At 55.6% G+C, this 22766-nt stretch carries 21 protein-coding genes; all 21 read left to right on the plus strand.

What is annotated here, in order from left to right:
• Positions 1–19 precede the first annotated feature (19 nt).
• The 21 genes from alaS to metK all read left to right on the plus strand — a co-directional run bounded on the left by alaS (position 20) and on the right by metK (position 22757).
• On the plus strand, positions 20–2707 hold the full coding sequence (gene alaS / locus ACN082_RS04485; RefSeq protein ID WP_419099645.1) for an alanine--tRNA ligase: 2688 nt from the start codon (positions 20–22) through the stop codon (positions 2705–2707).
• Positions 2708–2735: 28 nt separating this feature from the next.
• A complete protein-coding gene (gene ruvX / locus ACN082_RS04490) occupies positions 2736–3254 on the plus strand; it encodes a Holliday junction resolvase RuvX (RefSeq protein WP_419099804.1) in 519 nt (172 codons plus the stop codon).
• Positions 3247–4446 (plus strand): endolytic transglycosylase MltG, encoded by a 1200-nt coding sequence (mltG, locus tag ACN082_RS04495; protein ID WP_419099646.1) that lies wholly within the window; start codon positions 3247–3249, stop codon positions 4444–4446. The genes ruvX and mltG overlap by 8 nt, the downstream gene beginning before the upstream one ends.
• Positions 4447–5373, plus strand: a complete 927-nt coding sequence (locus tag ACN082_RS04500) for a shikimate dehydrogenase (protein ID WP_419099647.1) — start codon at positions 4447–4449, stop codon at positions 5371–5373.
• 94 nt (positions 5374–5467) lie between these two features.
• The gene (gene aroC, locus ACN082_RS04505; protein WP_419099648.1) at positions 5468–6682 is read left to right on the plus strand and encodes a chorismate synthase; all 1215 of its coding nucleotides are present in this window, start codon (positions 5468–5470) and stop codon (positions 6680–6682) included.
• Positions 6670–7305: a shikimate kinase gene (locus ACN082_RS04510; RefSeq protein WP_419099649.1), complete on the plus strand. Its 636-nt coding sequence runs from the start codon at positions 6670–6672 to the stop codon at positions 7303–7305. Before aroC ends, ACN082_RS04510 begins: the two co-directional genes overlap by 13 nt.
• The gene (gene aroB / locus ACN082_RS04515) at positions 7302–8396 is read left to right on the plus strand and encodes a 3-dehydroquinate synthase (RefSeq protein ID WP_419099650.1); all 1095 of its coding nucleotides are present in this window, start codon (positions 7302–7304) and stop codon (positions 8394–8396) included. The genes ACN082_RS04510 and aroB overlap by 4 nt, the downstream gene beginning before the upstream one ends.
• Before the next feature lie 131 nt (positions 8397–8527).
• Positions 8528–9091 carry an elongation factor P gene (gene efp / locus ACN082_RS04520; RefSeq protein ID WP_419099651.1) on the plus strand — a complete coding sequence of 188 codons (564 nt, stop codon included), beginning with the start codon at positions 8528–8530 and terminating at the stop codon, positions 9089–9091.
• A 5-nt stretch (positions 9092–9096) separates the two neighbouring features.
• Positions 9097–9507, plus strand: a complete 411-nt coding sequence (gene nusB, locus ACN082_RS04525; protein WP_419099652.1) for a transcription antitermination factor NusB — start codon at positions 9097–9099, stop codon at positions 9505–9507.
• A 197-nt stretch (positions 9508–9704) separates the two neighbouring features.
• Positions 9705–10310 (plus strand): bifunctional pyr operon transcriptional regulator/uracil phosphoribosyltransferase PyrR, encoded by a 606-nt coding sequence (gene pyrR, locus ACN082_RS04530; RefSeq protein WP_419099653.1) that lies wholly within the window; start codon positions 9705–9707, stop codon positions 10308–10310.
• Positions 10307–11290 (plus strand): aspartate carbamoyltransferase catalytic subunit, encoded by a 984-nt coding sequence (locus ACN082_RS04535; RefSeq protein ID WP_419099654.1) that lies wholly within the window; start codon positions 10307–10309, stop codon positions 11288–11290. The genes pyrR and ACN082_RS04535 overlap by 4 nt, the downstream gene beginning before the upstream one ends.
• A gap of 23 nt (positions 11291–11313) precedes the next feature.
• The gene (locus ACN082_RS04540) at positions 11314–12624 is read left to right on the plus strand and encodes a dihydroorotase (RefSeq protein ID WP_419099655.1); all 1311 of its coding nucleotides are present in this window, start codon (positions 11314–11316) and stop codon (positions 12622–12624) included.
• Between the two features lie 31 nt (positions 12625–12655).
• A complete protein-coding gene (locus tag ACN082_RS04545; protein WP_419099656.1) occupies positions 12656–13198 on the plus strand; it encodes a hypothetical protein in 543 nt (180 codons plus the stop codon).
• Positions 13199–13231: 33 nt separating this feature from the next.
• On the plus strand, positions 13232–14401 hold the full coding sequence (gene carA, locus ACN082_RS04550) for a glutamine-hydrolyzing carbamoyl-phosphate synthase small subunit (RefSeq protein ID WP_419099657.1): 1170 nt from the start codon (positions 13232–13234) through the stop codon (positions 14399–14401).
• An 11-nt stretch (positions 14402–14412) separates the two neighbouring features.
• Positions 14413–17718, plus strand: coding sequence for a carbamoyl-phosphate synthase large subunit (carB, locus tag ACN082_RS04555; RefSeq protein ID WP_419099658.1), 3306 nt, complete (start codon positions 14413–14415; stop codon positions 17716–17718).
• Complete coding sequence (gene pyrF, locus ACN082_RS04560) at positions 17715–18575, plus strand: orotidine-5'-phosphate decarboxylase (protein ID WP_419099659.1); 861 nt, start codon at positions 17715–17717, stop codon at positions 18573–18575. Before carB ends, pyrF begins: the two co-directional genes overlap by 4 nt.
• A 231-nt stretch (positions 18576–18806) precedes the next feature.
• Positions 18807–19121, plus strand: coding sequence for an integration host factor, actinobacterial type (gene mihF, locus ACN082_RS04565; RefSeq protein WP_419099660.1), 315 nt, complete (start codon positions 18807–18809; stop codon positions 19119–19121).
• A gap of 10 nt (positions 19122–19131) precedes the next feature.
• Positions 19132–19704 (plus strand): guanylate kinase, encoded by a 573-nt coding sequence (gmk, locus tag ACN082_RS04570; RefSeq protein WP_419099661.1) that lies wholly within the window; start codon positions 19132–19134, stop codon positions 19702–19704.
• Positions 19705–19856: 152 nt separating this feature from the next.
• A complete protein-coding gene (rpoZ, locus tag ACN082_RS04575; protein WP_419099662.1) occupies positions 19857–20243 on the plus strand; it encodes a DNA-directed RNA polymerase subunit omega in 387 nt (128 codons plus the stop codon).
• A gap of 13 nt (positions 20244–20256) precedes the next feature.
• Positions 20257–21507 carry a bifunctional phosphopantothenoylcysteine decarboxylase/phosphopantothenate--cysteine ligase CoaBC gene (gene coaBC, locus ACN082_RS04580; RefSeq protein ID WP_419099663.1) on the plus strand — a complete coding sequence of 417 codons (1251 nt, stop codon included), beginning with the start codon at positions 20257–20259 and terminating at the stop codon, positions 21505–21507.
• 44 nt (positions 21508–21551) lie between these two features.
• Positions 21552–22757, plus strand: a complete 1206-nt coding sequence (gene metK / locus ACN082_RS04585) for a methionine adenosyltransferase (RefSeq protein WP_419099664.1) — start codon at positions 21552–21554, stop codon at positions 22755–22757.
• The last annotated feature ends 9 nt before the right edge of the window (positions 22758–22766 follow it).

The raw sequence follows: 22766 nt of genomic DNA on the forward strand, positions 1-22766 counted from the left end.
AAGAAGGAAGATAGCCTCGATGCTCTCACAGGAAATCTCAAAGCGCTGGATCGACTTTTTCGAAAAGCGCGGGCATACCGTAGTACCGTCTGCGTCGCTGGTATCCCATGAACCCGGTGCCATGTTCACTATTGCTGGCATGGTGCCCTTTATCCCTTACTTTCTGGGCCGTGAAGCCGCTCCCTACTCACGCGCGGTAAGCGTCCAGAAATGCATCCGCACCCTGGATATCGACGAGGTCGGTAAGACCGCCCGCCACGGTACCTTCTTCCAGATGGCCGGCAACTTCTCCTTCGGCGACTACTTCAAAAAAGAAGTTATCCCCTGGGCCTACGAGCTGCTGACTTCGTCCCCTGAAGACGGGGGCTACGGCCTTGACCCTGAACGCCTGTGGGTTACTGTCTATGAGGGCGACGATGAAGCTTACGACATTTGGGTAAACGATGTTAAGTTCCCCGCTGAACGTATCCAGAAGATGGGTATGGCCGAGAACTACTGGTCAACCGGCCAGCCCGGCCCGGCAGGCCCCGACTCAGAGATTTTCTACGACCGTGGACCCGAGTACGGTAAAGATGGTGGGCCCGCGGCCGATGATGACCGCTACATCGAAATCTGGAACCTGGTCTTCATGCAGTACCAGCGTGGTGAAGGCACCGGCAAGGACAGCTTCGAGATTCTCGGTGACCTCCCCAAGAAGAACATTGACACCGGTTTGGGTGTTGAGCGTCTTGCAATGCTCCTGCAGGGTGCAGAAAACTTCTACGAGACTGACCAGGTTCGCCCTGTTCTCGATGCCGCTTCAAAGCTCTCAGGTAAGAAGTACCACGGTTCAGAGAACGCCCAGGATGAAGGCTACGACGATGACGTGCGTATGCGTGTTGTAGCAGACCATATTCGTTCTTCGCTCATGCTGATTGCAGACGGGGTTACCCCCTCCAACGAGGGTCGCGGCTACATCTTGCGTCGCCTGATGCGCCGCGCTATTCGCGCTATGCGTCTGCTGGGCGTTACTGAGCCCTGCCTACCCGTCCTCTTCCCCGCTTCACGCGATGCAATGGCCGGTGCTTACCCCTACGTCGCTGATGATTTCGAACGCATCTCACGTATTGCCTACGCCGAAGAGCGTGCCTTCTTGAAAACCATCGAAAGCGGTACTGAGCGTCTGGAAGGTGCCGTTAAGGCTGCTCAGGCTGCGGGGCAGAACCTTGTTTCCGGTGCCGAGGCTTTTGCCCTGCATGATACTTACGGTTTCCCCATTGACCTGACTCTGGAGATGGCAGCGGAAGCCGGCCTGACCGTTGATGAAAAAGAGTTCCGTGCCCTGATGGAAGAACAGCGTCACCGTGCACAGGCCGATGCTAAGGCTAAGAAGGGTGGCATGGCCGATCTTTCTGTTTTCCGTGAGCTCGCTGATGAACGCGGCTCGGTCTTCACCGGCTACGATCAGCTCCGCACCGAGACTACCTTGCGCGCTCTACTGGTAGATGGCGTGAGCGTTCCTGCCGCTTCTGCTGGCCAGAAGGTTGAAGTTGTCCTTGACGAGACCCCCTTCTACGCTGAGGCCGGTGGCCAGGCTGCCGATACCGGTGTCATTACCGGTAACGGGTTCGTCATTGATGTTTCGGACGTTCAACAGCCCGTTAAGGGTCTTTCTGTCCATCGTGCTGTGGTTCGTGAGGGCGAAGCGGTGAGCGGTTCAGCTGTTGTGGCTCAGGTCGATGTTCAGCGCCGCCAGGATGGCGAGAAAGCCCACTCCGGTACCCATATCATCCACGCTGCACTGCACCAGGTTCTGGGCAAAGAGGCAACCCAGCGGGGCTCTTTCAACAAGGAAGGCTACTTGCGCTTTGACTTCGCCTGGGGCGAGGGGCTTTCTGATGCCGCTAAGCAAGAAGTTGAAGAAGTCGCTAACATTGCGATTCGCGATAACTTTGAAACTGTGACCCGCCAGATGCCTCTCGATGAAGCTAAGAAGCTGGGTGCTATGAGCCTCTTCGGTGAGAAGTACGGCGAGACTGTTCGTGTTGTCGAGATGGGCGGGGACTTCTCCCGCGAGCTCTGCGGGGGTACTCACGTTGCTTCAACCGCCCAGATTGGTTCGCTGACCCTGCTGACTGAGCAGTCTGTAGGCTCGGGTAACCGCCGTGTTGAGGCGCTGGTTGGTCTTGACTCCTTCAATCACCTTGCAACCGAGCGTACCCTGGTTAACCAGCTCACAGGTCTGCTCAAGGTTCAGTCTTCGGCGGATCTGCCCGATAAGATTACCCAGACTCTGGCCAAGCTTAAGGAAGCTGAAAAGGAGCTCGCTAAGCTCCGCAAGGAAAAGCTCCAGGCCGAGGCAGGCCGCTTAACCGAATCCGCCGAGATGGTGGGGACTGTTCGTACTCTGCTCCACAATGCCGGTGAGCTCGATGCCGGTGCCGTTCGTGAGCTGGCTCTTGACCTACGATCACGTCTGGGCGAAGATGCCGCAACTGTTGTTGTTGCCGGTGTAAACAACGGCCGTCCGGTGATCCTTGTAGCTACCAACCAGGCTGCTCGCGATGCCGGTGTTAAGGCCGGTGCGCTAGTTCGTACCGCTACTTCCGTTCTGGGTGGTGGTGGCGGTGGCAAGGACGACCTTGCCCAGGGCGGTGGCCAGGACGCCACCAAGATTGATGAGGCATTCGCATCAATCCGTCAAGCTATTTCGCAGCTGGGGGCCTAAACCGGTGACATTCACAAGAGGCCGCCGCATGGGAGTCGATGTGGGTAATGCCCGCGTCGGCTTGGCCCTGTGCGACCCCGATGGCATACTCGCAACCCCGCTCAAAACCCTACGTCGCGATCTGAAGAAGAACTCAGACAGACGTGTGCTTCGTAAACTCATCGAGGTCAATGAAGTCACGGAGGTTTTTGTGGGACTACCTAAAACGATGAGCGGGGGAGAGAGCTCCTCCACAGTCATGGCTCGTGAGTACGCCGAGGCCCTTGTGAATGAGCTGGCCGCTGAGTTACAGCAAGTACCTGTGTGGTTGGTGGATGAACGGCTCACTACTGTAAGCGCACACCGTTCTCTTCATGAGGCTGGTGTCTCCAGCAAAGAATTCAAAACAATGGTCGATCAGGTGGCCGCAGTCAACATTTTGCAACATGCGGTCGATACCCTTAAGGTGGGTCAGCATTTACCTGGTTATCAGGTGGAGCTGACAGAACCCTCCACCTTATCTGCCCCAAGCACCTTCAACCATGAAACGGAGAACCCGAATGTCTGAAAACTCGAGTTCTAGCCGCCCTCCGCGTCGACGCACCCTGCGGACCCGGAACCAGCAAACTGATCTTGAGGGCCTGCTTGGTGGTGCCGTTGTTGCTGATCAAGAAGAATTCAGCAGCGATGAGCGTGAACGCGCGAAACGTCGAAGCCGTAATTTCGTGATTTCAGCCGGTCTTGTCTTTGCTGTTGCGCTTGTTCTGGTTATCTCGATTATCAGCCCGCAGATGGGATGGTTCCAGCGTAAAGATTTTGCTGGAAGCGGTAACGGTACTGAAGTGACCTTCACGATTCCCGAAGGTGCCTCGGTCATTGGCATCGCTAATTCCCTTGAAGAACAAGGAGTTATTGCTAACGCCGATCGTTTTCTTCAGGTCTACTCCGATAAGGCTTCCGACCAGTTCTTCCAGCCAGGGGACTACACCCTGCAAAAGGAAATGAGTAGTTCTGCCGCTCTCGATGAGTTGCTTCGCGTTGATGAAGCCAATACCAACTATGTTGCAATTGCGCGGACCTGGCGCATGGATGAAACACTCGATGCTCTTGCTAAAGGCACGGGTATCAGTCAGCAAGATTTTAAGAACCTGGCTGAAAAACCCACCAGCTTTGGTATCCCGTCTAAGTTCCCTACAATCGAAGGTTTCTTGTACCCGGGTGAATACCGTTTCCCCAAGGAAGCATCTGCTCAAGAAATCCTACAGATTATGGTTGACAACACCTTGAACCAGCTTAAAGAGGACGGGGTGAGCGGTGACGACCGGATCTTCCATGTCATCACGGTAGCTTCGATTCTGGAGTTTGAGGGCCGCGAAAAGGACTACTTGCCGATTGCAGGTGCAATTGAAAATCGACTGAACAACCCCGATGGCGAAACAAACGGTTACCTGCAGTCGGATGCTACGGTAGCCTACGGGCTGGGCATTAAGAGTTATCACATCTCCGATGCCCAGAAACAGGACTCCAGTAATAAGTACAACACCTTCTACTACCAGGGTTTGCCTCTCGGTCCTATTGGTTCACCGGGTGCTGCGGCCATCAAGGCGGCAGCTAACCCCGAGAAGAATGACTATTACTTCTGGGTCACAGTGGACCTGAGCACTGGTGAGACGCTGTTTGCTAAGACCTACAGCCAGCACCTTAAGAACGTAGAAGTCTATAACAAGTACTGTTCTGCTCACCCGGATGAGTGCCAGTAGATGAGTGACAGCTTGACCTCGTGCCCCAAGGCTTTTGTCTTGGGGCACCCCATTAGGCACAGTAAGTCGCCAGCGCTGCACCAGGCCGCCTACCGGGTTCTGGGGGAGCAGATCGTTTATGAGTGTCTCGATACAGTAGAGGACCAACTAGCCTCTGTATTCGAGTGTTTTGGCCCCCACAGCTCAACCTGCGGTTTTTCGGTCACTATGCCCCTTAAATCCGCTGTTATGGCCTACCTGGATGAACTGACCCCATTCGCTCGTGCGGTAGGGGTGGTCAACACTGTTTACTGGAGAGAGATAGCGGGCTTGTGGCGGTCTTTTGGTCACAACACCGATGTCTCTGGAATTGTGAATGCCCTGAGACAGGAAGGTTTGTTGGGTCTACCTGCCCGGGCCGCTGTTTTGGGCGGAGGCGGTACCGCAACCGCAGCATTGGCGGCCCTACGTTTTATGGGCTCTACCGGGGTAGATGTCTTTGTGCGGGACCCACGTCGCGCAGGGGGAGCCCAGCAGGCCGCGCAGCGGTTGGGTATGGACCTAACTTTTATCCCGCTTGCTGAGTTCTGGTCTAGGCTCGAGGAGTATGAGCTGACAATCAGTACGCTACCTGCGGGGGCAGCCGACAAGGTGGTCGAAACAGGGCCCCGCGCACAGCGAGCGGGCTACCTTCTTGACGTGTCCTATGACCCCTGGCCGTCCAAGCTAGCCTTGGCTTACCAAGAATCTGGCGGGAGGGTAACCAGCGGCCTTGAAATGCTCATGTACCAGGCAGTGGACCAGGTCAGGCTCTTCACGGGCCGGTCGCTTGAAGATTATCTACCTTACGAGCAGCAGGTCCTGGAAGCTATGCGAAAGGCTGTGGACCTACCGCTGACGGGGTACCTACCCCAGCGGGTCAGTGATCCGAGCGCACTGGGCATGTAGGTTAGCCCGAATGGTGGTGCAAGAGTTGCTATCACCGGGCTTTTTTGGAAATCTTAGACAGTAGACCCACAGGTAATGATAAAGAAGGTTAGAGATGTTGCGTTGGCTAACAGCCGGTGAATCACACGGCCAAGCATTGGTCGGAATTATCGAAGGTGTCCCTGCCGGTCTTGAGCTGACCAGCCAGATGGTGCGCGACGCTCTGGCCCGTCGCAGGCTCGGTTACGGTCGTGGCGCACGAATGAAGTTTGAGGAAGATGCTGTGCGTATCCTGGGCGGTGTTCGCCACGGCAAGACCCAGGGCGGACCCGTAGCGCTTGAGATAGCCAATACCGAGTGGCCTAAGTGGGTCGATGTCATGTCTTCTGACCCGGTAGACCCCGCACTGCTTGAAGGCCGTGCTCGCAACGCGGCTCTGACCCGCCCCCGCCCCGGCCACGCAGATTTTGCCGGTATGCAAAAGTATGGCTTCGATGAGGCTCGCCCGGTGCTTGAACGCGCTAGTGCCCGCGAGACCGCAACCCGCGTTGCCCTTGGCGTAGTTGCCTCTCAGATTTTGAAGGCTCTTGATGTTGAGCTAGTCAGTCACACTACAGCGATAGCTGGGGTAGAGGCCCCCGCAGATGCTGCTCGCCCCACCCCGCGCGATGTGCAGGCCTTGGACGCTGATCCGCTTCGCTGTTTCGATGCCGCAACCTCTGAGGCTATGGTGACATGTATTGATAAGGCCCACAAAGATGGTGAGACCCTGGGCGGGGTTGTTGAGGTACTGGCCTACGGCTTGCCCCCGGGACTGGGTTCTTACGTGCACTGGGACCGTCGTCTGGATGCACGTCTAGCCGCAGCTCTGATGGGGATTCAGGCTATCAAGGGTGTTGAAGTCGGTGACGGTTTTGAAACTGCCCGCAGGCCTGGCACTCAGGCGCACGATGAAATCCTTCCGGGTGATGCAGGAGTCCAGCGTGCTTCTAACAAGGCCGGGGGTATTGAAGGCGGCATGACCATTGGCGACCTCTTGCGCGTTCGTGCGGCTATGAAACCAATTGCAACCGTGCCCAAGGCTCTGGCGACTATTGATACCTCAACCGGCCAAGTAGCAAAGGCGCACCATCAGCGTTCTGACGTGTGTGCTGTTCCCGCCGCAGGCGTGGTTGCCGAAGCTATGGTAGCGCTGGTGCTTGCCGATGCCGCTCTCGAGAAGTTTGGGGGCGATAACATTGCCGAGACCAGGCGCAACCTGGATGCCTACCTGACGGCTATTCCTAAGTCGCTGGCTTGGGAATCTAAGGTAGCAGGGTGGAGCAAGTAACCATGCCCTCCCGGTCCCGTACCCACGCGATCGATATGACTGAGGTTCTGGCTCCTAACCAGGTACGAGAGGTTCAAGAAACCTATATCGAAAAGTCCCGCCCCGTTGTCTTGATTGGCCCCATGGCTGCTGGTAAGTCCTATATTGGCACCCACTTGTCTCGCTTTTACGGTTACGAGTTCCTTGATTCAGACCATCTGATTGTCGAGAAGTACGGAAAGATTTCACAGATTTTCGGAGACTACGGCGAAACTGAATTCCGTAAAATTGAAGCCGCTGTCATTGAAGAAGTCCTGTCTTCCCCTGCCCGACGAAACACCATTTTTTCTCTGGGCGGGGGAGCACCTATGACTGACGCCGTCGCTGAGATTCTAAAGAATCAGACTGTGGTGTATATCAAGGTCGATGCAGAAACTGTGGCACCGCGTATCCAAAACAGCAAGACCAGGCCCCTCTTGCAACCTAATCCTGTGGAAAAATGGTCGGAAATTTTCGAGTCGCGGAGGGAACGCTATGAGTCTCTAGCCAGTTATACGCTCGATGCCAGAGGCGGCAGAAGTATCACCGCTATGACCGCCGAGATACAGAACTTCATCATCACAACCCGAAAAGGTGGAGCATGACTACAAGAGAGACAACCGTCATTCCGGTAACAGGTTCACAGCCGAGCGAAAACTATCGGGTGCTGGTTGGCCATGATCTGCTCGGACAAATCCCCGAGATTCTAGGACAACGTACGCGGCGGATTTTGGTGATTCATCCCAGAGCACTCCGCTCGACCGGTGAGCTTGTCATGGATCAGATGCGTAGAGCCGGCTTTGAAGCTTTTTCGGCTGAAATTCCCGATGCTGAAGAGGGCAAACACATTCAGGTTGCGGCTTTCTGCTGGCAGGTATTGGGGCAGAACGACTTTACCCGCAGCGACGCGGTGATTGCGGTCGGTGGTGGGGCGGTCACGGACCTGGCTGGCTTTGTTGCTGCCACCTGGTTGCGTGGAGTACGCGTTATCCACATCCCAACAACTCTACTGGGCATGGTGGATGCTGCCGTCGGGGGGAAAACCGGCATTAACACTGCCGAGGGAAAAAATCTGGTGGGTGCTTTCCACCCGCCGGCAGCTGTGCTCTGCGAGCTGGGTGTCTTACGAACTTTGCCGGAGCATGAGCTATTGACCGGTATGGCGGAGGTCGTCAAGTGTGGTTTTATTGCCGACCCGGTTATTCTCGATCTGATTGAGCAGAACCCCTCCAAGGTCCGTGATTCTCAGTCCCATGTGGTACGTGAACTTATTGAGCGGTCAATTAGGGTCAAGGCCGAGATTGTCTCTGAAGACCTGAAAGAAAGTGGCCGCCGTGAGTTCCTCAACTACGGGCACACCCTGGGCCACGCTATTGAACATGCTGAACGCTACCAGTGGCGTCACGGTGCTGCGGTAGCAGTTGGCATGGTCTTTGCTGCTGAGCTGTCACTGGCTGCCGGCTACTTGGACGAGGCAACGGTGGAGCGTACACGCGCGATCTGTCAGTCTCTCAATCTGCCGATCACTTACCCGGCCGATCGCTGGACAAAGCTACTAGAAACTATGCGCCGAGATAAAAAGGCTCGCGGTAGTCTTCTGCGGTTTGTGGTGCTTGAAGGGCTGGCTAGGCCCCGTATCTACGAAGTTCCCGATGACTCAATTCTCTTCATGACCTACCAAGAGGTCGCGGCATAGCCGCTATAGCAAAAGCCCAGACGGTGTGAAACTCGCCAAGTAATCGCACAATCACCCGGGGGAAGCGGTAGACTGGTCTACGGTTTAACCCGCAACGCTTATTGAAAAATTATTTATTAGAGGAGAGTCTGTTGGCTACTACCGCAGATATCAAGAACGGTGTCGTTCTGAAAATTGATGGCAATCTCTGGTCCGTTATCGAGTTCCAGCACGTAAAGCCCGGCAAGGGTGGTGCCTTCGTCCGTACCAAGCTACGCAACGTCACCAGCGGCAAGGTAGTTGATAAGACTTTCAACGCAGGTGCCAAGGTTGAGACTGCAACCGTTGACCGTTCAGACTACCAGTACCTTTACCAGGACGGCACTGACTATGTCTTCATGGACCTCAAGACCTACGATCAGATCAATGTTTCTGAGATTACCGTGGGCGATGCCGCTAAGTTCATGCTGGAAAACCAGACAGCTACTATTGCCATGTACGAGGGTTCACCTCTGTACATTGAACTGCCCGCATCTGTAGTCCTCGAAATTACCTACACCGAGCCCGGCCTGCAGGGTGACCGTTCAACCGGTGGCACCAAGCCTGCAACCGTTGAAACCGGCGCTGAGATTCAGGTTCCTCTCTTCCTTGAGACCGGTACAAAGGTTAAGGTTGACACCCGTACTGGTGAATACCTGGGTCGCGTCAACGACTAAGTACCGTGAATTCAAGAACCAAAGCTAGACTTCGTGCCCTCGAAGTCCTGTTTGAAGCTGACCAGCGTGGCGATGACATCCTTGATGTTCTTACCCGTCGACGTATGCATACCTCAGCACAGATTTCCCTGTACTCCGAGCAGGTGGTTCGCGGTGTCCGTGACCACGCCGAAGAAATTCGGGAGTACATTGAAACCTATTCGCAGGACTGGACTATGGACCGCATGCCCAGTGTTGACCGTGTTGCCCTGCAACTTGGTGCCTGGGAGCTTCTCTACAATGATGAGATTCCCGATGCGGTAGCTATCTCAGAGGCCACCGGCCTGGTAAGGCTCCTCTCAACCGATGACTCACCCAAATTTGTCAACGGTTTGTTGGATCGTTTGCGCCAGGTTAAGCCGACCCTTCTGGCATAGTTCCTACTTTTTATCCCCACCCGCTCATTGAGCAGGTGGGGATTTTGCCTCCGGGCCTTGGGACTGTACAGCGATAAGGTGCGTCCCGTACGTAATATTTTTGTGGTCCTCATACCACCGGGTAACCTGACATGGTAAATTGAAGTGCGACAGCAACCTTTAAGTCCGTCCTGTGAGGCGGGGAAGGAGGCCGGCACATGATGGACACCACCGGTGTATCTTCAGACCCAGAACACCAGAGAGTGATTCTGGAGCAAGCCGACATAGAGCGTGCGCTCACGCGCATTGCACACGAAATTTTGGAAGCCAACAAGGGCAGTGAAAATCTGGTTCTGCTGGGTATTCCACGCCGAGGATATCCTCTTGCCGAAAGGATCGCCGCTAAGATAGCGCAGACTGATTCCGGCTTTAATCCAGCCCTTTCGCTCGGCCAACTCGATATCACCATGTACCGTGATGATCTCAGGTCTATGCCCGGGCGAACCCCACAGCCAACGCGTCTACCGGCTGCCGGGATTGACGGCAAGAATGTGGTATTGGTCGACGATGTCCTCTACTCAGGGCGGACCATTCGGTCCGCTCTCGATGCCCTCAAAGATTACGGTCGCCCAGCGGTAGTTCGGTTAGCCGTTCTCGTGGACCGGGGCCACAGGCAACTACCTATCCGGGCTGACCATGTGGGAAAGAACCTGCCCACCAGCTCCGGCGAATCCGTCAAAGTCCTCTTGGAGAGCATAGACGCTATCAGCGACCGGGTAGTGATTATTCAGAAGGCATCAACCAAACAGGGGGCTGGTGCATGAAACACCTACTGGATACCCAAGACCTGAGCCTGCTAGAAGCTCTCGATATTCTCGACACCGCCGATTACATGGGTGAAATCGGCCAGCGCGAGGTCAAAAAACTGCCCGTCCTTCAAGGCAGAACCGTTGTTAATCTTTTCTTCGAGGACTCCACCCGCACCCGCCTCTCATTTGAGGCAGCAGAGAAGCGGCTCTCTGCAGATATCATCAATTTTTCCGCCAAAGGGTCTTCTGTTTCCAAGGGCGAATCTCTTAAAGACACTGCTCAGACCTTAGCGGCTATCAAGGCTGATGCAGTTGTTATCCGGCACAGTGCCTCTGGGGCACCCCAGCGTTTAGCCCAAGCAGGTTGGATTGATGTGCCTGTTCTCAACGCCGGTGATGGAACCCACGCCCACCCTACTCAGGCTCTGCTCGATGCTATGACTCTCCGGCAGTTCAAGGCCCGTGTTGAGGGGCGCGAGACCCGAGGACTCACCCTTGAGGGCATGCGGATCGCCATTGTGGGAGATATCCTGCACTCCCGTGTAGCCCGCTCCAACCTCTGGCTACTTCACACCTTAGGTGCAACCGTTAAGTTTGTTGCACCACCGACCCTGCTACCGGTGGAAATCGAACATTGGCCAGCAGAAGTTTACTACGACCTTGACGATGCGATTGAGTCAGGCCTTGATGCCATCATGATGTTGCGCATCCAAAAAGAGCGTATGAACGACGCTTTCTTCCCCTCCAGCCAAGAATATTCCCGCCGCTGGGGGCTTACCCCTGAACGCTTTATCAGGCTTGATAGCGCTAGCCATGAAACCGCAATTCTGCACCCCGGCCCCATGAACCGAGGTCTAGAGATTTGTGCCCAAGCAGCTGATTCACCCCGCTCCTGGGTGCTTCGCCAAGTCACTAACGGCGTATCGGTCCGTATGGCCGTGCTCTATCTACTCATGACCGGTGGCTCATCCGCTGACTTCTACTCGGGTTCCTAACCCCGCAAGGAAAAGAGAACACTATGACCTCTCATCTTTATCTCATCAAGGGAGCATCACTGCTCGGTGAAAAGACCGCCGACATTCTCATTCGCGGCGGGAAGATTGCTGAAGTGGGGGAGAACCTTCAAGCCGCTGAAGCTCAAATCATTGAGGCTAAGGGGCTCATCGCTCTGCCCGGCCTGGTCGATTTACACACCCACCTTCGTGAACCCGGCCAAGAGGACGCAGAAACCGTAGAAACCGGCAGCCGTGCGGCAGCTCTGGGCGGTTACACCTCAGTCTTTGCAATGGCTAACTCTAAGCCTGTAGCCGATACCGCTGGTGTTGTCGAGCAGGTCTATGAGCTGGGCCGCGAATCGGGTTGGGTTCACGTTCAACCTATCGGTGCCGTCACCGTAGGCCTGGCAGGAGAGCGGCTCTCAGAAATTGGTGCTATGGCAGATTCACGAGCTCAGGTACGCGTCTTCTCGGATGATGGCATGTGCGTATGGGACCCGGCTTTGATGCGCCGCGCCCTGGAATACGTCAAGACATTCAACGGTGTCATTGCCCAGCACGCCCAGGAGCCGCGCCTGACCCAAGGCGCCCAGATGAACGAGGGCAAGGTATCAGCTGAGCTAGGCTTGGCTGGCTGGCCCGCGGTAGCTGAGGAATCTATCATTGCCCGCGATGTACTACTTGCAGATCACGTTGGTTCGCGTCTGCATATCTGCCATCTCTCCACCAAGGGCTCGGTAGAAATCATCCGCTGGGCCAAAGAACGGGGAATTAACGTCACCGCAGAGGCAACCCCCCACCACCTACTGCTAACCGATGAGCTGGTGAGAACCTACGACCCCGTCTATAAGGTCAACCCACCCTTACGGACCGAAGAGGACGTTCTGGCCCTGCGCCAGGCAGTTGCCGATGGGATTATTGACATCATCGGTACTGACCATGCCCCGCACCCGGCAGAAAGCAAGGACTGTGAGTGGGCATGTGCAGCTAACGGGATGACCGGGCTTGAACAGGCTCTCTCCATCGTGCAGAAAACCCTGGTCGACACCGGGTACATCAGGTGGGCTGATGTCGCCCGAATCATGAGCACCAAGCCTGCTGAAATTGGTCTAGCCAACCAGCAGGGACGCCCCCTAGAAGCCGGAGAACCAGCAAACCTAGTTCTGGTTGACCCCGCAGCGACCCGCCTGATTGACCCGCAGGCTCAGGCAACCAAGGGTAAAAACAACCCCTACCGCGGTCTCGAAGTCCCCGGCATGGTTGTTGCCACTTTCTACAGCGGCCACCCCACCGTGCTTGATGGCAAACTCAATTCCCCCGTTCCCGCTGCCTAATTTGGGCACCAACCACAGATTAGAGAAGACCGTGCAGGAAAAGCTCATCCCCACCCTCATTCTGGCCCTCCTCTGCCTCCTTATTTTCTGGGCAATGCGGGCAGGCTGGAAAAGTCGTCAAAAGCGGCAGGTACAGGTGGGGGAGTTGCCCCCCGTACCAGCCCACTATGACGATGCCGAATCCGTCCTGGCCGTCCCCGGTGTTTACATTGCCACCACGATCATGGGGGACTGGCTCGATAGAATCGCTACCCAAACCCTGGGAGTCAAGGCAGCAGGAACTTTCTTTGTCTTTGACAATGCACTGATTATTGCACGTGATGGTGCCGAAGATATCTGGATTCCCGCGACCGACATTATTGCCGTGAGAACAGAGTCAGGTATGAGCGGCAAGTTCGTTGAAAAGGACGGCCTGGTCATGGTGTCCTGGTCCTTGAACGGAAACGCAGTCGATACCGGCTTCCGCACTCAGTTTGCCATCGATAAGCAATCTTTGCTCTCCGCTATCCGGGCTATCGCGCCGCAGGCATCCACAACCCTGCCCGATTGGCCTGTCTCAACTCTTAGCCGCTAACTGCGGCCTAACCGACCAAGATCAAGAGGAAGTGTGAATTTGTCTCAGCAAGCCAGTACCCCCCAAACCGCCGTCCTTGTCCTTGAAGACGGCACCGTCTACCGTGGTGAAAGCTACGGAGCTATAGGTTCTACTCTGGGCGAGGCGGTTTTCTCTACCGGCATGACCGGCTACCAGGAAACCCTCACCGACCCCTCCTACGCAGGGCAGATTGTTATCCAGACCGCCCCCCACATCGGTAATACGGGTGTCAACAGGCAAGACGCTGAATCTCGACGTATCTGGGTTGCCGGCTACGCGGTTCGTGATGCGGCTCGTCGCCCTTCCAACTGGCGTTCCGAGCGTTCTCTGGATGAAGAACTGATTGAGCAGGGCATCGTGGGTATTCAGGGCATCGACACCCGCGCTCTGACCCGTCACCTGCGCAGCGCCGGTGCCATGCGGGCCGGTATCTTTACCGGTAGCCATGCAGAACAGCCTGTTTCTGAACTGCTTGAAAAGGTCAAAGAAGCCGCGCCCATGAAGGGGCAGAAGCTGGCAGATCGCGTCTCCGTTGAGGCCGCCTACACTGTTGAACCGGCTGACTGGGGCTGGGACGGCCCTGTGCGGGCCACTCTGCTTGCTCTTGACCTTGGGATTAAGGCCATGACTCCTCAGCGCTTCGCAGAGCGCGGTGTGCGTGTTCATGTCCTTCCTGCATCCGCAACACTTGAAGAAATCAAGGGCTTGAGACCTGACGGTGTCTTTTTCTCCAACGGCCCAGGTGATCCCTCAACAGCCGACCAGCAGGTTGAACTGCTCCAGGACATCCTGCGAACCGGCACTCCCTTCTTCGGAATCTGCTTCGGCAACCAGTTGCTGGGCCGTGCCCTGGGCTTTGGCACCTACAAGCTACCTTTTGGCCACCGTGGCATTAACCAGCCCGTGCTTGACCGCACCACGGGCAAGGTAGAGATTACTGCCCAGAACCACGGTTTCGCTGTTGATGCACCGCTTGATGGCCCTGTGACCGCCCCCAACTCAGAGTTTGGTCGTGTAGAGGTCTCTCATATCGGCCTCAACGATCAGGTCGTAGAAGGTCTGCGTTGCCTCGACATCCCGGCCTTCTCGGTTCAATACCACCCAGAAGCCGCGGCTGGCCCGCACGATTCGGCCTACCTTTTTGACCGTTTCATTGATCTCATGCTCGAAAAGAAGAACTAAGGAAAAGAACCATGCCCAAGCGTCACGATCTCACATCAATTCTGGTCATCGGTTCAGGCCCCATCGTTATCGGTCAGGCCGCCGAATTCGACTACTCAGGTACACAGGCCCTCCGCGTGCTCAAAGATGAAGGTGTACGCGTCATTTTGGTCAACTCCAACCCGGCCACCATCATGACCGACCCCGAGTTCGCCGATGCCACCTACATAGAACCGATTACCCCAGAAGTCATTGAAAAAATCATTGCCAAGGAAAAGCCCGACGCAATCCTGCCTACCCTGGGTGGCCAGACCGCCTTGAACGCGGCTATCTCTCTCGATGAACAGGGAATCCTGGATAAGTATGGTGTTGAGCTTATCGGTGCAAACATCGAGGCTATCAACCTGGGTGAAGACCGAGAAGCCTTCAAGGGTGTCGTCGAACGCGCTGGTGGCGAATCTGCCCGGTCAGTCATTGTTCACACCATGGAGGAAGCCCTTGAAGCGGCCAAAGAACTGGGCTACCCCATGGTGGTTCGCCCGTCTTTCACCATGGGTGGTCTTGGCTCCGGCATGGCCTACAATGAGGCCGACCTGCACCGCATTGCCGGTGCCGGTATCCAATACAGCCCCACCAGCGAAGTCCTGCTCGAAGAGTCAATCCTGGGCTGGAAAGAATACGAGCTGGAAATGATGCGGGACAAGAACGATAACGTGGTTGTCGTCTGTTCCATCGAAAACTTTGATCCGGTCGGTGTTCATACCGGTGACTCCATCACGGTTGCCCCGGCCCTCACTCTGACCGACCGTGAGTACCAGCGCCTGCGTGATATCGCTATCAAGGTGATTCGTGAGGTGGGCGTTGATACCGGTGGCTGCAACATCCAGTTCGCCATTGACCCGGCTACCGGCCGTATCATCGTCATTGAGATGAATCCCCGTGTGTCGCGCTCTTCAGCTCTGGCCTCCAAGGCAACCGGTTTCCCCATCGCAAAGATCGCAACCATGCTCTCGCTGGGCTACACCCTAGACGAAATTCCCAACGATATTACCCAGAAGACTCCGGCTAGCTTTGAACCTACCCTTGACTACGTTGTGGTTAAGGTTCCCCGATTTGCCTTTGAGAAGTTCCCTGCGGCTGACCCCACTCTGACTACCACCATGAAGAGTGTGGGAGAAGCTATGGCTCTGGGCCGTAACTTTACTGAAGCTCTGCAAAAGGCTATGCGCTCCATGGAGCAAAAGGGCTCGACCTTCCGTTTTGACCAGCCCCAGCTCAGTTCTGCTGAGCTGTCAGAGCTGATTGAAAGTAGCAAGGTGGCAACCACCGAGCGTATCTTCCAGGTCCAGCGAGCTCTGCTTGCAGGTGCCACCGTTGAACAGATCTACCAAGCAACGGCCATCGACCCCTGGTTCCTGGACCAGCTGGTTCTGCTGAACGAGGTGGCTGCTGAAATCGCCCAGTCCAAGACACTCAACGAGCGGACCCTGCGCCTTGCTAAGCGACATGGCTTCTCCGACGCGCAAATCGGTGAGATTCTGGGCATGAATGAGGCAGTGGTTCGGGGTATCCGCCATGCTCTCAACATCCGCCCGGTCTTCAAGACCGTAGATACCTGCGCCGCTGAGTTTGAGGCTTTCACCCCCTATCACTACTCTTCCTACGATCTTGAAGATGAGGTAGCGCACCACGAGAAGCCCTCCATCATGATTCTTGGTTCAGGGCCAAACCGCATCGGCCAGGGTATCGAGTTCGACTACTCCTGCGTGCATGCCTCCTTGGTCCTGCGTGAGGCCGGCTATGAGACCGTCATGGTTAACTGCAACCCCGAGACTGTCTCCACTGACTACGATGTCTCCACCCGCCTCTACTTTGAGCCCCTCACCCTAGAGGACGTCCTGGAGATTGTTGAGGCAGAGCGCCGAACTGGAGGCCTGATGGGTGTCTTTGTTCAGCTCGGTGGGCAGACCCCGCTCAAGCTGGCTCAGGAGCTTAAGGCTGCTGGTATTCCGATTCTGGGTACCTCGCCCGAGGCAATTGACCTAGCCGAAGACCGTGGTGAGTTCTCACGCGTCTTGGAAGAAGCCGGCCTGATTTCACCCAAGAACGGCATGGCTTTCACCTTTGAGAACGCCAAGAAGGTTGCTGACGAGATAGGTTACCCGGTCCTGGTTCGCCCATCCTACGTCTTGGGTGGCCGTGGCATGGAGATTGTCTACAGTGAAGAACAGCTGGCCCGTTACCTGGAAAATGCAACCGAGATTTCGCCCTCTCAGCCTGCCCTCATCGACAAGTTCCTCGAGGACGCTGTCGAGATTGACGTTGATGCTCTCTATGACGGAAGGGAGCTCTACTTAGGTGGGGTCATGGAGCATATTGAAGAAGCCGGTATTCACTCCGGTGACTCGGCCTGTGCCCTGCCGCCGATCACGCTCGGCCCCGATCTTGTTGAGCAGGTCAAAGAGGCAACCCTCAAAATCGCTCAGGGCGTTGGTGTACGGGGTCTGATTAACATTCAGTTCGCTGTCGCGTCTGAGATTCTTTACGTCATTGAAGCCAATCCCCGCGCTTCGCGCACTGTTCCTTTCGTCTCAAAGGCAACGGGTGTACAGCTCGCTAAGGCCGCAGCTCTGATTGGTGCAGGTAAGACCATTGCCGATTTGAAGGCCGAGGGCTACCTGCCCGCTAGCATGGACGGAGCTTCACTGCCCGCTGGTACCGCGATTGCTGTCAAGGAAGCGGTGCTCCCCTTCAGTCGCTTCCGCACCCCCGAAGGTATCGTTGTTGATTCCCTGCTGGGCCCGGAGATGCGCTCTACCGGTGAGGTTATGGGCCTGGACCGCTTCTTTGACACCGCTTTCGCTAAGGCTGAGAAGGCAGCCGGTTCCAGCCTACCGACTGAGGGTAAGGTCTTCGTATCGGTGGCTAACCGCGACAAGCGCAACTCGATTATTTACGTCAAGATGCTTCAGCAGCTTGGCTTTGAGATTGTTTCAACAGGCGGTACCGCAGAGGTGCTCCGACGAAACGGTGTTGAATCGCAAGTTGTTGCAAAGATCGCTGATACACCTGAGGGGGAGCGTTCCATCGTTGATTTGATTCGTGATGGCGAAATCAACCTGATTTTCAATACTCCCTCCGGTGGCCAGGCCCGTGGCGACGGCTACGAGATTCGTGCGGCTGCTACCTCGGTTGGTTGCCCGGTCATGACCACGGTTTCAGAATTCGGTGCTGCTGTTCAGGGTATCAACGCTCTGCGTGAGTATAGCTGGGGCGTCATGAGCCTACAGGAACACGGCGCTTCCATTGCTGCCGCGCTGACTCAGGAGCAGGCATGAGTGCCCGGGTAGGTTTCGGTGATCGCCTTGCAGCGGCTATGGAGTCGCGCGGGCCTCTGTGCGTAGGGATTGATCCCCACCCGGGTTTGCTTTCTGCCTGGGACCTGCCTGATACCCCAGAGTCCTTAGAGGCCTTTGCTTTGACAGTGCTTGAAGCTTGCGGGCCCGTTTCAGCAGCGCTCAAGCCTCAGGTTGCCCTATTTGAGCGCCACGGATCTGCTGGCTTGGCCGTACTTGAAAAACTGCACCGGGTGGCTGCTGATGCCGATGTGCTGATTATTGCTGATGCCAAACGCGGCGATATTGGCTCCACTATGGCCGCTTATTCCGATGCCTGGCTGGGGGAGCGTTCACCTCTGGCAACAGACTCTGTAACTCTGAGCCCCTACCTGGGCTTTGAATCGCTTCGGCCAGCTCTTGATCAGGCAGCGCAGACCTCGCGCGGCGTCTTTGTTCTTGCTTTGACATCTAACCCTGAGGGCAAGACTGTTCAGCATATCGGTGGGGAGCACTCTGTTGCTAAGGGAATTGTCGATGCCGCTTACCAGGAGAACGCTCAAGGCCACTGGTCTGTTATGGGGCCGTGCGGTTTGGTGGTCGGGGCAACAGTGGGTCCAACTCTTCAGGAGCTTGGTATAGACCTAGCCAGCTTCAACGGGCCAATCCTTGCTCCTGGGTATGGTGCACAGGGCGCAAGTGCGTTAGATCTTTATAAAGTGTTTACCGGGGTTAAACAACAAGTGCTTGTTAATTCGAGCCGCGGTGTACTTGTGTCGGGACCTGATGCTATATCTTTGAGAAACGCCGCCGAACGTTCGCGAGACGAATTGATCAAAGCGCTTCTCAAGGCAGAGTAATCATACAAATGGTGGGGAATTATTCAATTTCCCACCATTTTTTATATTGTTTCGTGTTACTCATGGGTAACATCTTCCATAATCGCCTCTGACATGCTAATTTGTAAATGTTGGTTCGCAGTAGGCGTGTATCACCCCCAAAAAAAATGAGCATCTGCTCAGATTCACCCTACCCAACGCCTTATGACCCCCCGTTGCCGGTAACGGCACCTCGCACAGAAGGATACGATTATGCCTCTACAACCCCTGACCGAAGAACAGCGCGCAGCCGCCCGCGAAAAGGCCAAGAAAGCTCGCGTTACCCGCGCAGAAATTAAGAATGCTGTCAAGACCAAGCAAATCACCATTGCAGAGGTCCTTAAGCGCGCTGAAACCGATGAAGCAGTCGCTAGACTTAAGGTGACCGATTTGCTCACCTCCCTGCCGGGCGTGGGTGAGGTTCGGACCGAAAACATTTTGAACGACCTGAATATCGCCGCCTCCCGTCGCTTGCGTGGCCTTGGCATCCACCAGCGTAAGGCGCTTATTAACCTTCTCGATCGATAGGGAACACCGCATGACAGAACAGACAGCCACACCTCAGCTCACCGTACTTGCTGGCCCTACCGCCGTCGGCAAAGGGACGGTTTCTGCTTACATCCGTGAGCATTACCCGGAGGTCTGGTTCTCTGTCTCTGCCACGACCCGTGATCCCCGCCCCGGCGAAGAAGACGGTGTCCACTACTACTTTGTCTCCGACGAAGAGTTCAGCTCCATGGTTGAAAACCGGCAGATGCTGGAGTGGGCTACCGTTCACAATAGCTACAAGTACGGCACGATTCGTTCTATGGTGCAGAAGCAGCTCGATGCGGGTAAGCATGTATTGCTAGAAATTGATTTGCAGGGGGCACGTCAGGTCCGCAATGCCATGCCCGAAGCTCAGCTCATCTTTCTTGCTCCCCCCAGTTGGGATGAGCTTGTTGCCCGCCTGATTGGTCGCGGAACGGAATCAGCGCAGGAGCAAGAGAGTCGCCTGGAAACAGCCAAAATTGAATTAGCAGCTGAACCCGAGTTTGACCACACTGTCATTAACGAGACAGTAGCCGAGGCGGCTGAAGAGATTATCAAGCTCATGGGTATTGGGCGTTAGGTTTTACGGCACGGGGCGGCAGACTAGGGGAACATCACCCTAAGACGCCGCCCTTTTGCGTGACAAAAAAACCGTTGACCGATAGTATAGGTAGAGTTTTATGCCGTCGTTATTTTCGATGGCCAGCAAGCATAGTCAAGATGGAGTCTTAAGTGGCAAACGCACACAACGATGAAGGTATCATCAATCCCAGCGCAGACGCTCTGATCCAAAAAGCTGAGTCGAAGTACGGTCTGGTGATTTTTGGTGCTCGCCGTGCACGCCAGATTAACGCCTACTACTCTCAGCTTCACGAGAACCTCTACGATCATGTTGGTCCTCTGGTTGATTCTGAGCCCAACGAAAAGTCACTTTCCGTGGCTATGCGTGAAATCAACGAAGGCCTGATTGAGTCACGACACATCAAGGACGGCCAGTTCGACGAAAACGGTACCCTGATTCACGAAGATGAGCCCAGCGCTTTCCTTCCCGGCAATGACTTCTACATCGACGAACCTTTTGTAGAGTACGTCGATGCAGATGGCACTCAGCAGGCCTAGCAGCTCATCACCGATGCGAGTCGTTATAGGCATTGGAGGGGGCATTGCTGCATATAAAGCAGCAATGCTCCTTCGTCTTTTTGGTAAAGCGGGCCATGAGGTTATCGCTATCCCCACCCAAGCCGCGCTCAAGTTCATTGGGCAGCCCACACTCGAGGCTCTCAGCGGTAACCCTGTCTCTGTAGACGTATTTGAGCGAGTGCCCGAGGTCAACCATGTGCGCCAGGCCGAGCAGGCCGATGCAGTGATTATTGCACCGGCTACAGCAGATTTGATGGCCCGCCTTGCAACGGGTCGGGCAAACGATTTGCTGTCGGCAACAGTTCTGACCACCCATGCCCCAGTTATTCTGGCACCCGCTATGCACACCCAGATGTGGGAGCACCCTGCCACCCAGGCCAATGTAGGCACGCTTCGGTCCTATGGCTACCGGCTTATTGAACCTGCTGTTGGCCGGCTCACCGGCCCAGATTCCGGGGTTGGCAGACTACCTGAGCCTGAAGAAATTTACGCTCAAGCCCTAGCTGTCCTTGGTTGGGGCCGGGAACAGGGCTCCTGCGCTGAGACTGTCTCGAAGCCACTTGCAGGGCAGAGGCTGCTGATTACTGCAGGTGGCACAAGGGAGGCCCTAGATCCTGTCAGGTTCTTGGGCAACCGCTCATCGGGTAAGCAAGGGGTTGCTCTTGCCCAAGTAGCAACCGGCTTAGGGGCAAGGGTTCATCTGATTGGAGCCAACCTAGAAGTCAGGCCACCGTCAGATCTAGATAAACTGACCCTTGTCACCAGCGCCGAGCAGATGCGCAGGGCTGTATTCGACGCCTTATCTGAGTCGGATATGGTAATCATGGCGGCAGCAGTTGCTGATTTCAGGCCTGCAGACTACACCGACTCCAAGATTAAAAAGACCGATGATCCGCTGGCCGATCCGGTTATTCGTCTAGTGCGTAATCCCGATATCCTGCGTGAAATCGTCCTGCACCGCCAGAACAATCCTGAGGGGGGACCAAGGACTATCGTGGGGTTTGCGGCCGAGACCGGCGATGACACGGCTACCCCGCTGGAGTACGGTCAAGCTAAGCTGACACGAAAAGGGTGCGACTATCTGGCCGTAAACACCGTCAGCCCTACGCTAGGTTTCGGAGCAGATAATAACACAGTTACGCTTTTGCCCAAAGATGGGGGAGAGCACTTGGTCGCCCAAGGCACTAAAGAAGACGTGGCTCGTGCGCTTCTGCTTCATATCGCGCAACAAACCCAACAGTAGTTAACTTTATAGCCCGCTTTCATTGAGAGAAGTACAGTAGAACCGTGACTGAAAATAACCATCTCCGTTTGTTTACCAGTGAGTCCGTCACTGAAGGACACCCCGACAAAATTTGCGACCAGATTTCAGACTCCATTCTGGATGCTTTGCTGACCGTTGACCCGCTCTCTAACGTCGCTGTAGAAACCTTGGTCACCACCGGCCAGGTTCACGTTGCAGGTGAAGTGACCACCAACGGTTACGTCGATATTCCCCAGATTGTCCGTCAGACCATTCTTAAAATTGGTTACAATTCCTCAACCCACGGGTTTGACGGTGAGTTCTGTGGCGTATCAGTTTCCATCGGCGAGCAGTCACCCGATATCAATTCGGGTGTCTACAACTCTCTTGAGGCCCGCCAGGGAACCGCAACCGATGACCTTGATCTACAGGGCGCAGGAGACCAGGGCATCATGTTCGGCTACGCGACCAAGGAGACCGATGTTCTCATGCCCGCTCCTATCTACCTGGCCCACCGTCTAGCCGAACGACTGACACAGGTACGCAAAGAGGGAACTCTGCCTAATCTACGCCCCGATGGTAAGACCCAGGTAACGCTCGGTTACGACGATAACTTCAAACCCGTCACTGTCGATACCGTGGTGGTTTCTACCCAGCACACGGCAGACTACGATTTGGCTCAGCTCGATGCCGATATTCGTGAGCACGTCATTGAACCCGTTCTGGCCTCTTTTGACTGTGATTCCTCAAACGCAAAGTTCATTATCAACCCGGCTGGCCGTTTCGTTCAGGGTGGCCCCGTGGGCGATGCCGGTCTAACCGGCCGCAAAATTATTGTCGATACCTATGGTGGTATGGCACGCCACGGAGGCGGTGCCTTCTCAGGCAAGGACCCGTCCAAGGTTGACCGCTCCGCTGCCTACGCTATGCGCTGGGTTGCCAAGAACATCGTGGCAGCCGGTCTTGCGGACCGCGCCGAGGTCCAGGTAGCCTACGCTATCGGCCAGGCCGCTCCAGTGGGTATCTACGTCGAAACTTTCGGTACCGAGAAAGTATCGGTAGCAACCATCGAACACGCTATCCGCGAGGTCTTTGACCTGCGCCCCCTAGCTATTATTCGTGACCTGGAACTGCGCCGGCCAATCTACGCAAGGACCGCAGCCAACGGCCACTTCGGCCGCGAAGAACGTGAGTTTACCTGGGAGCGGACCAACCGCGTCAGCGAGCTTAAGGCTGCAGCGGGCATCTAATATAATGTC

The organism is Rothia sp. CCM 9417 (assembly GCF_048513575.1).
In the GTDB taxonomy this organism is placed as follows: Bacteria; Actinomycetota; Actinomycetes; order Actinomycetales; family Micrococcaceae; genus Rothia.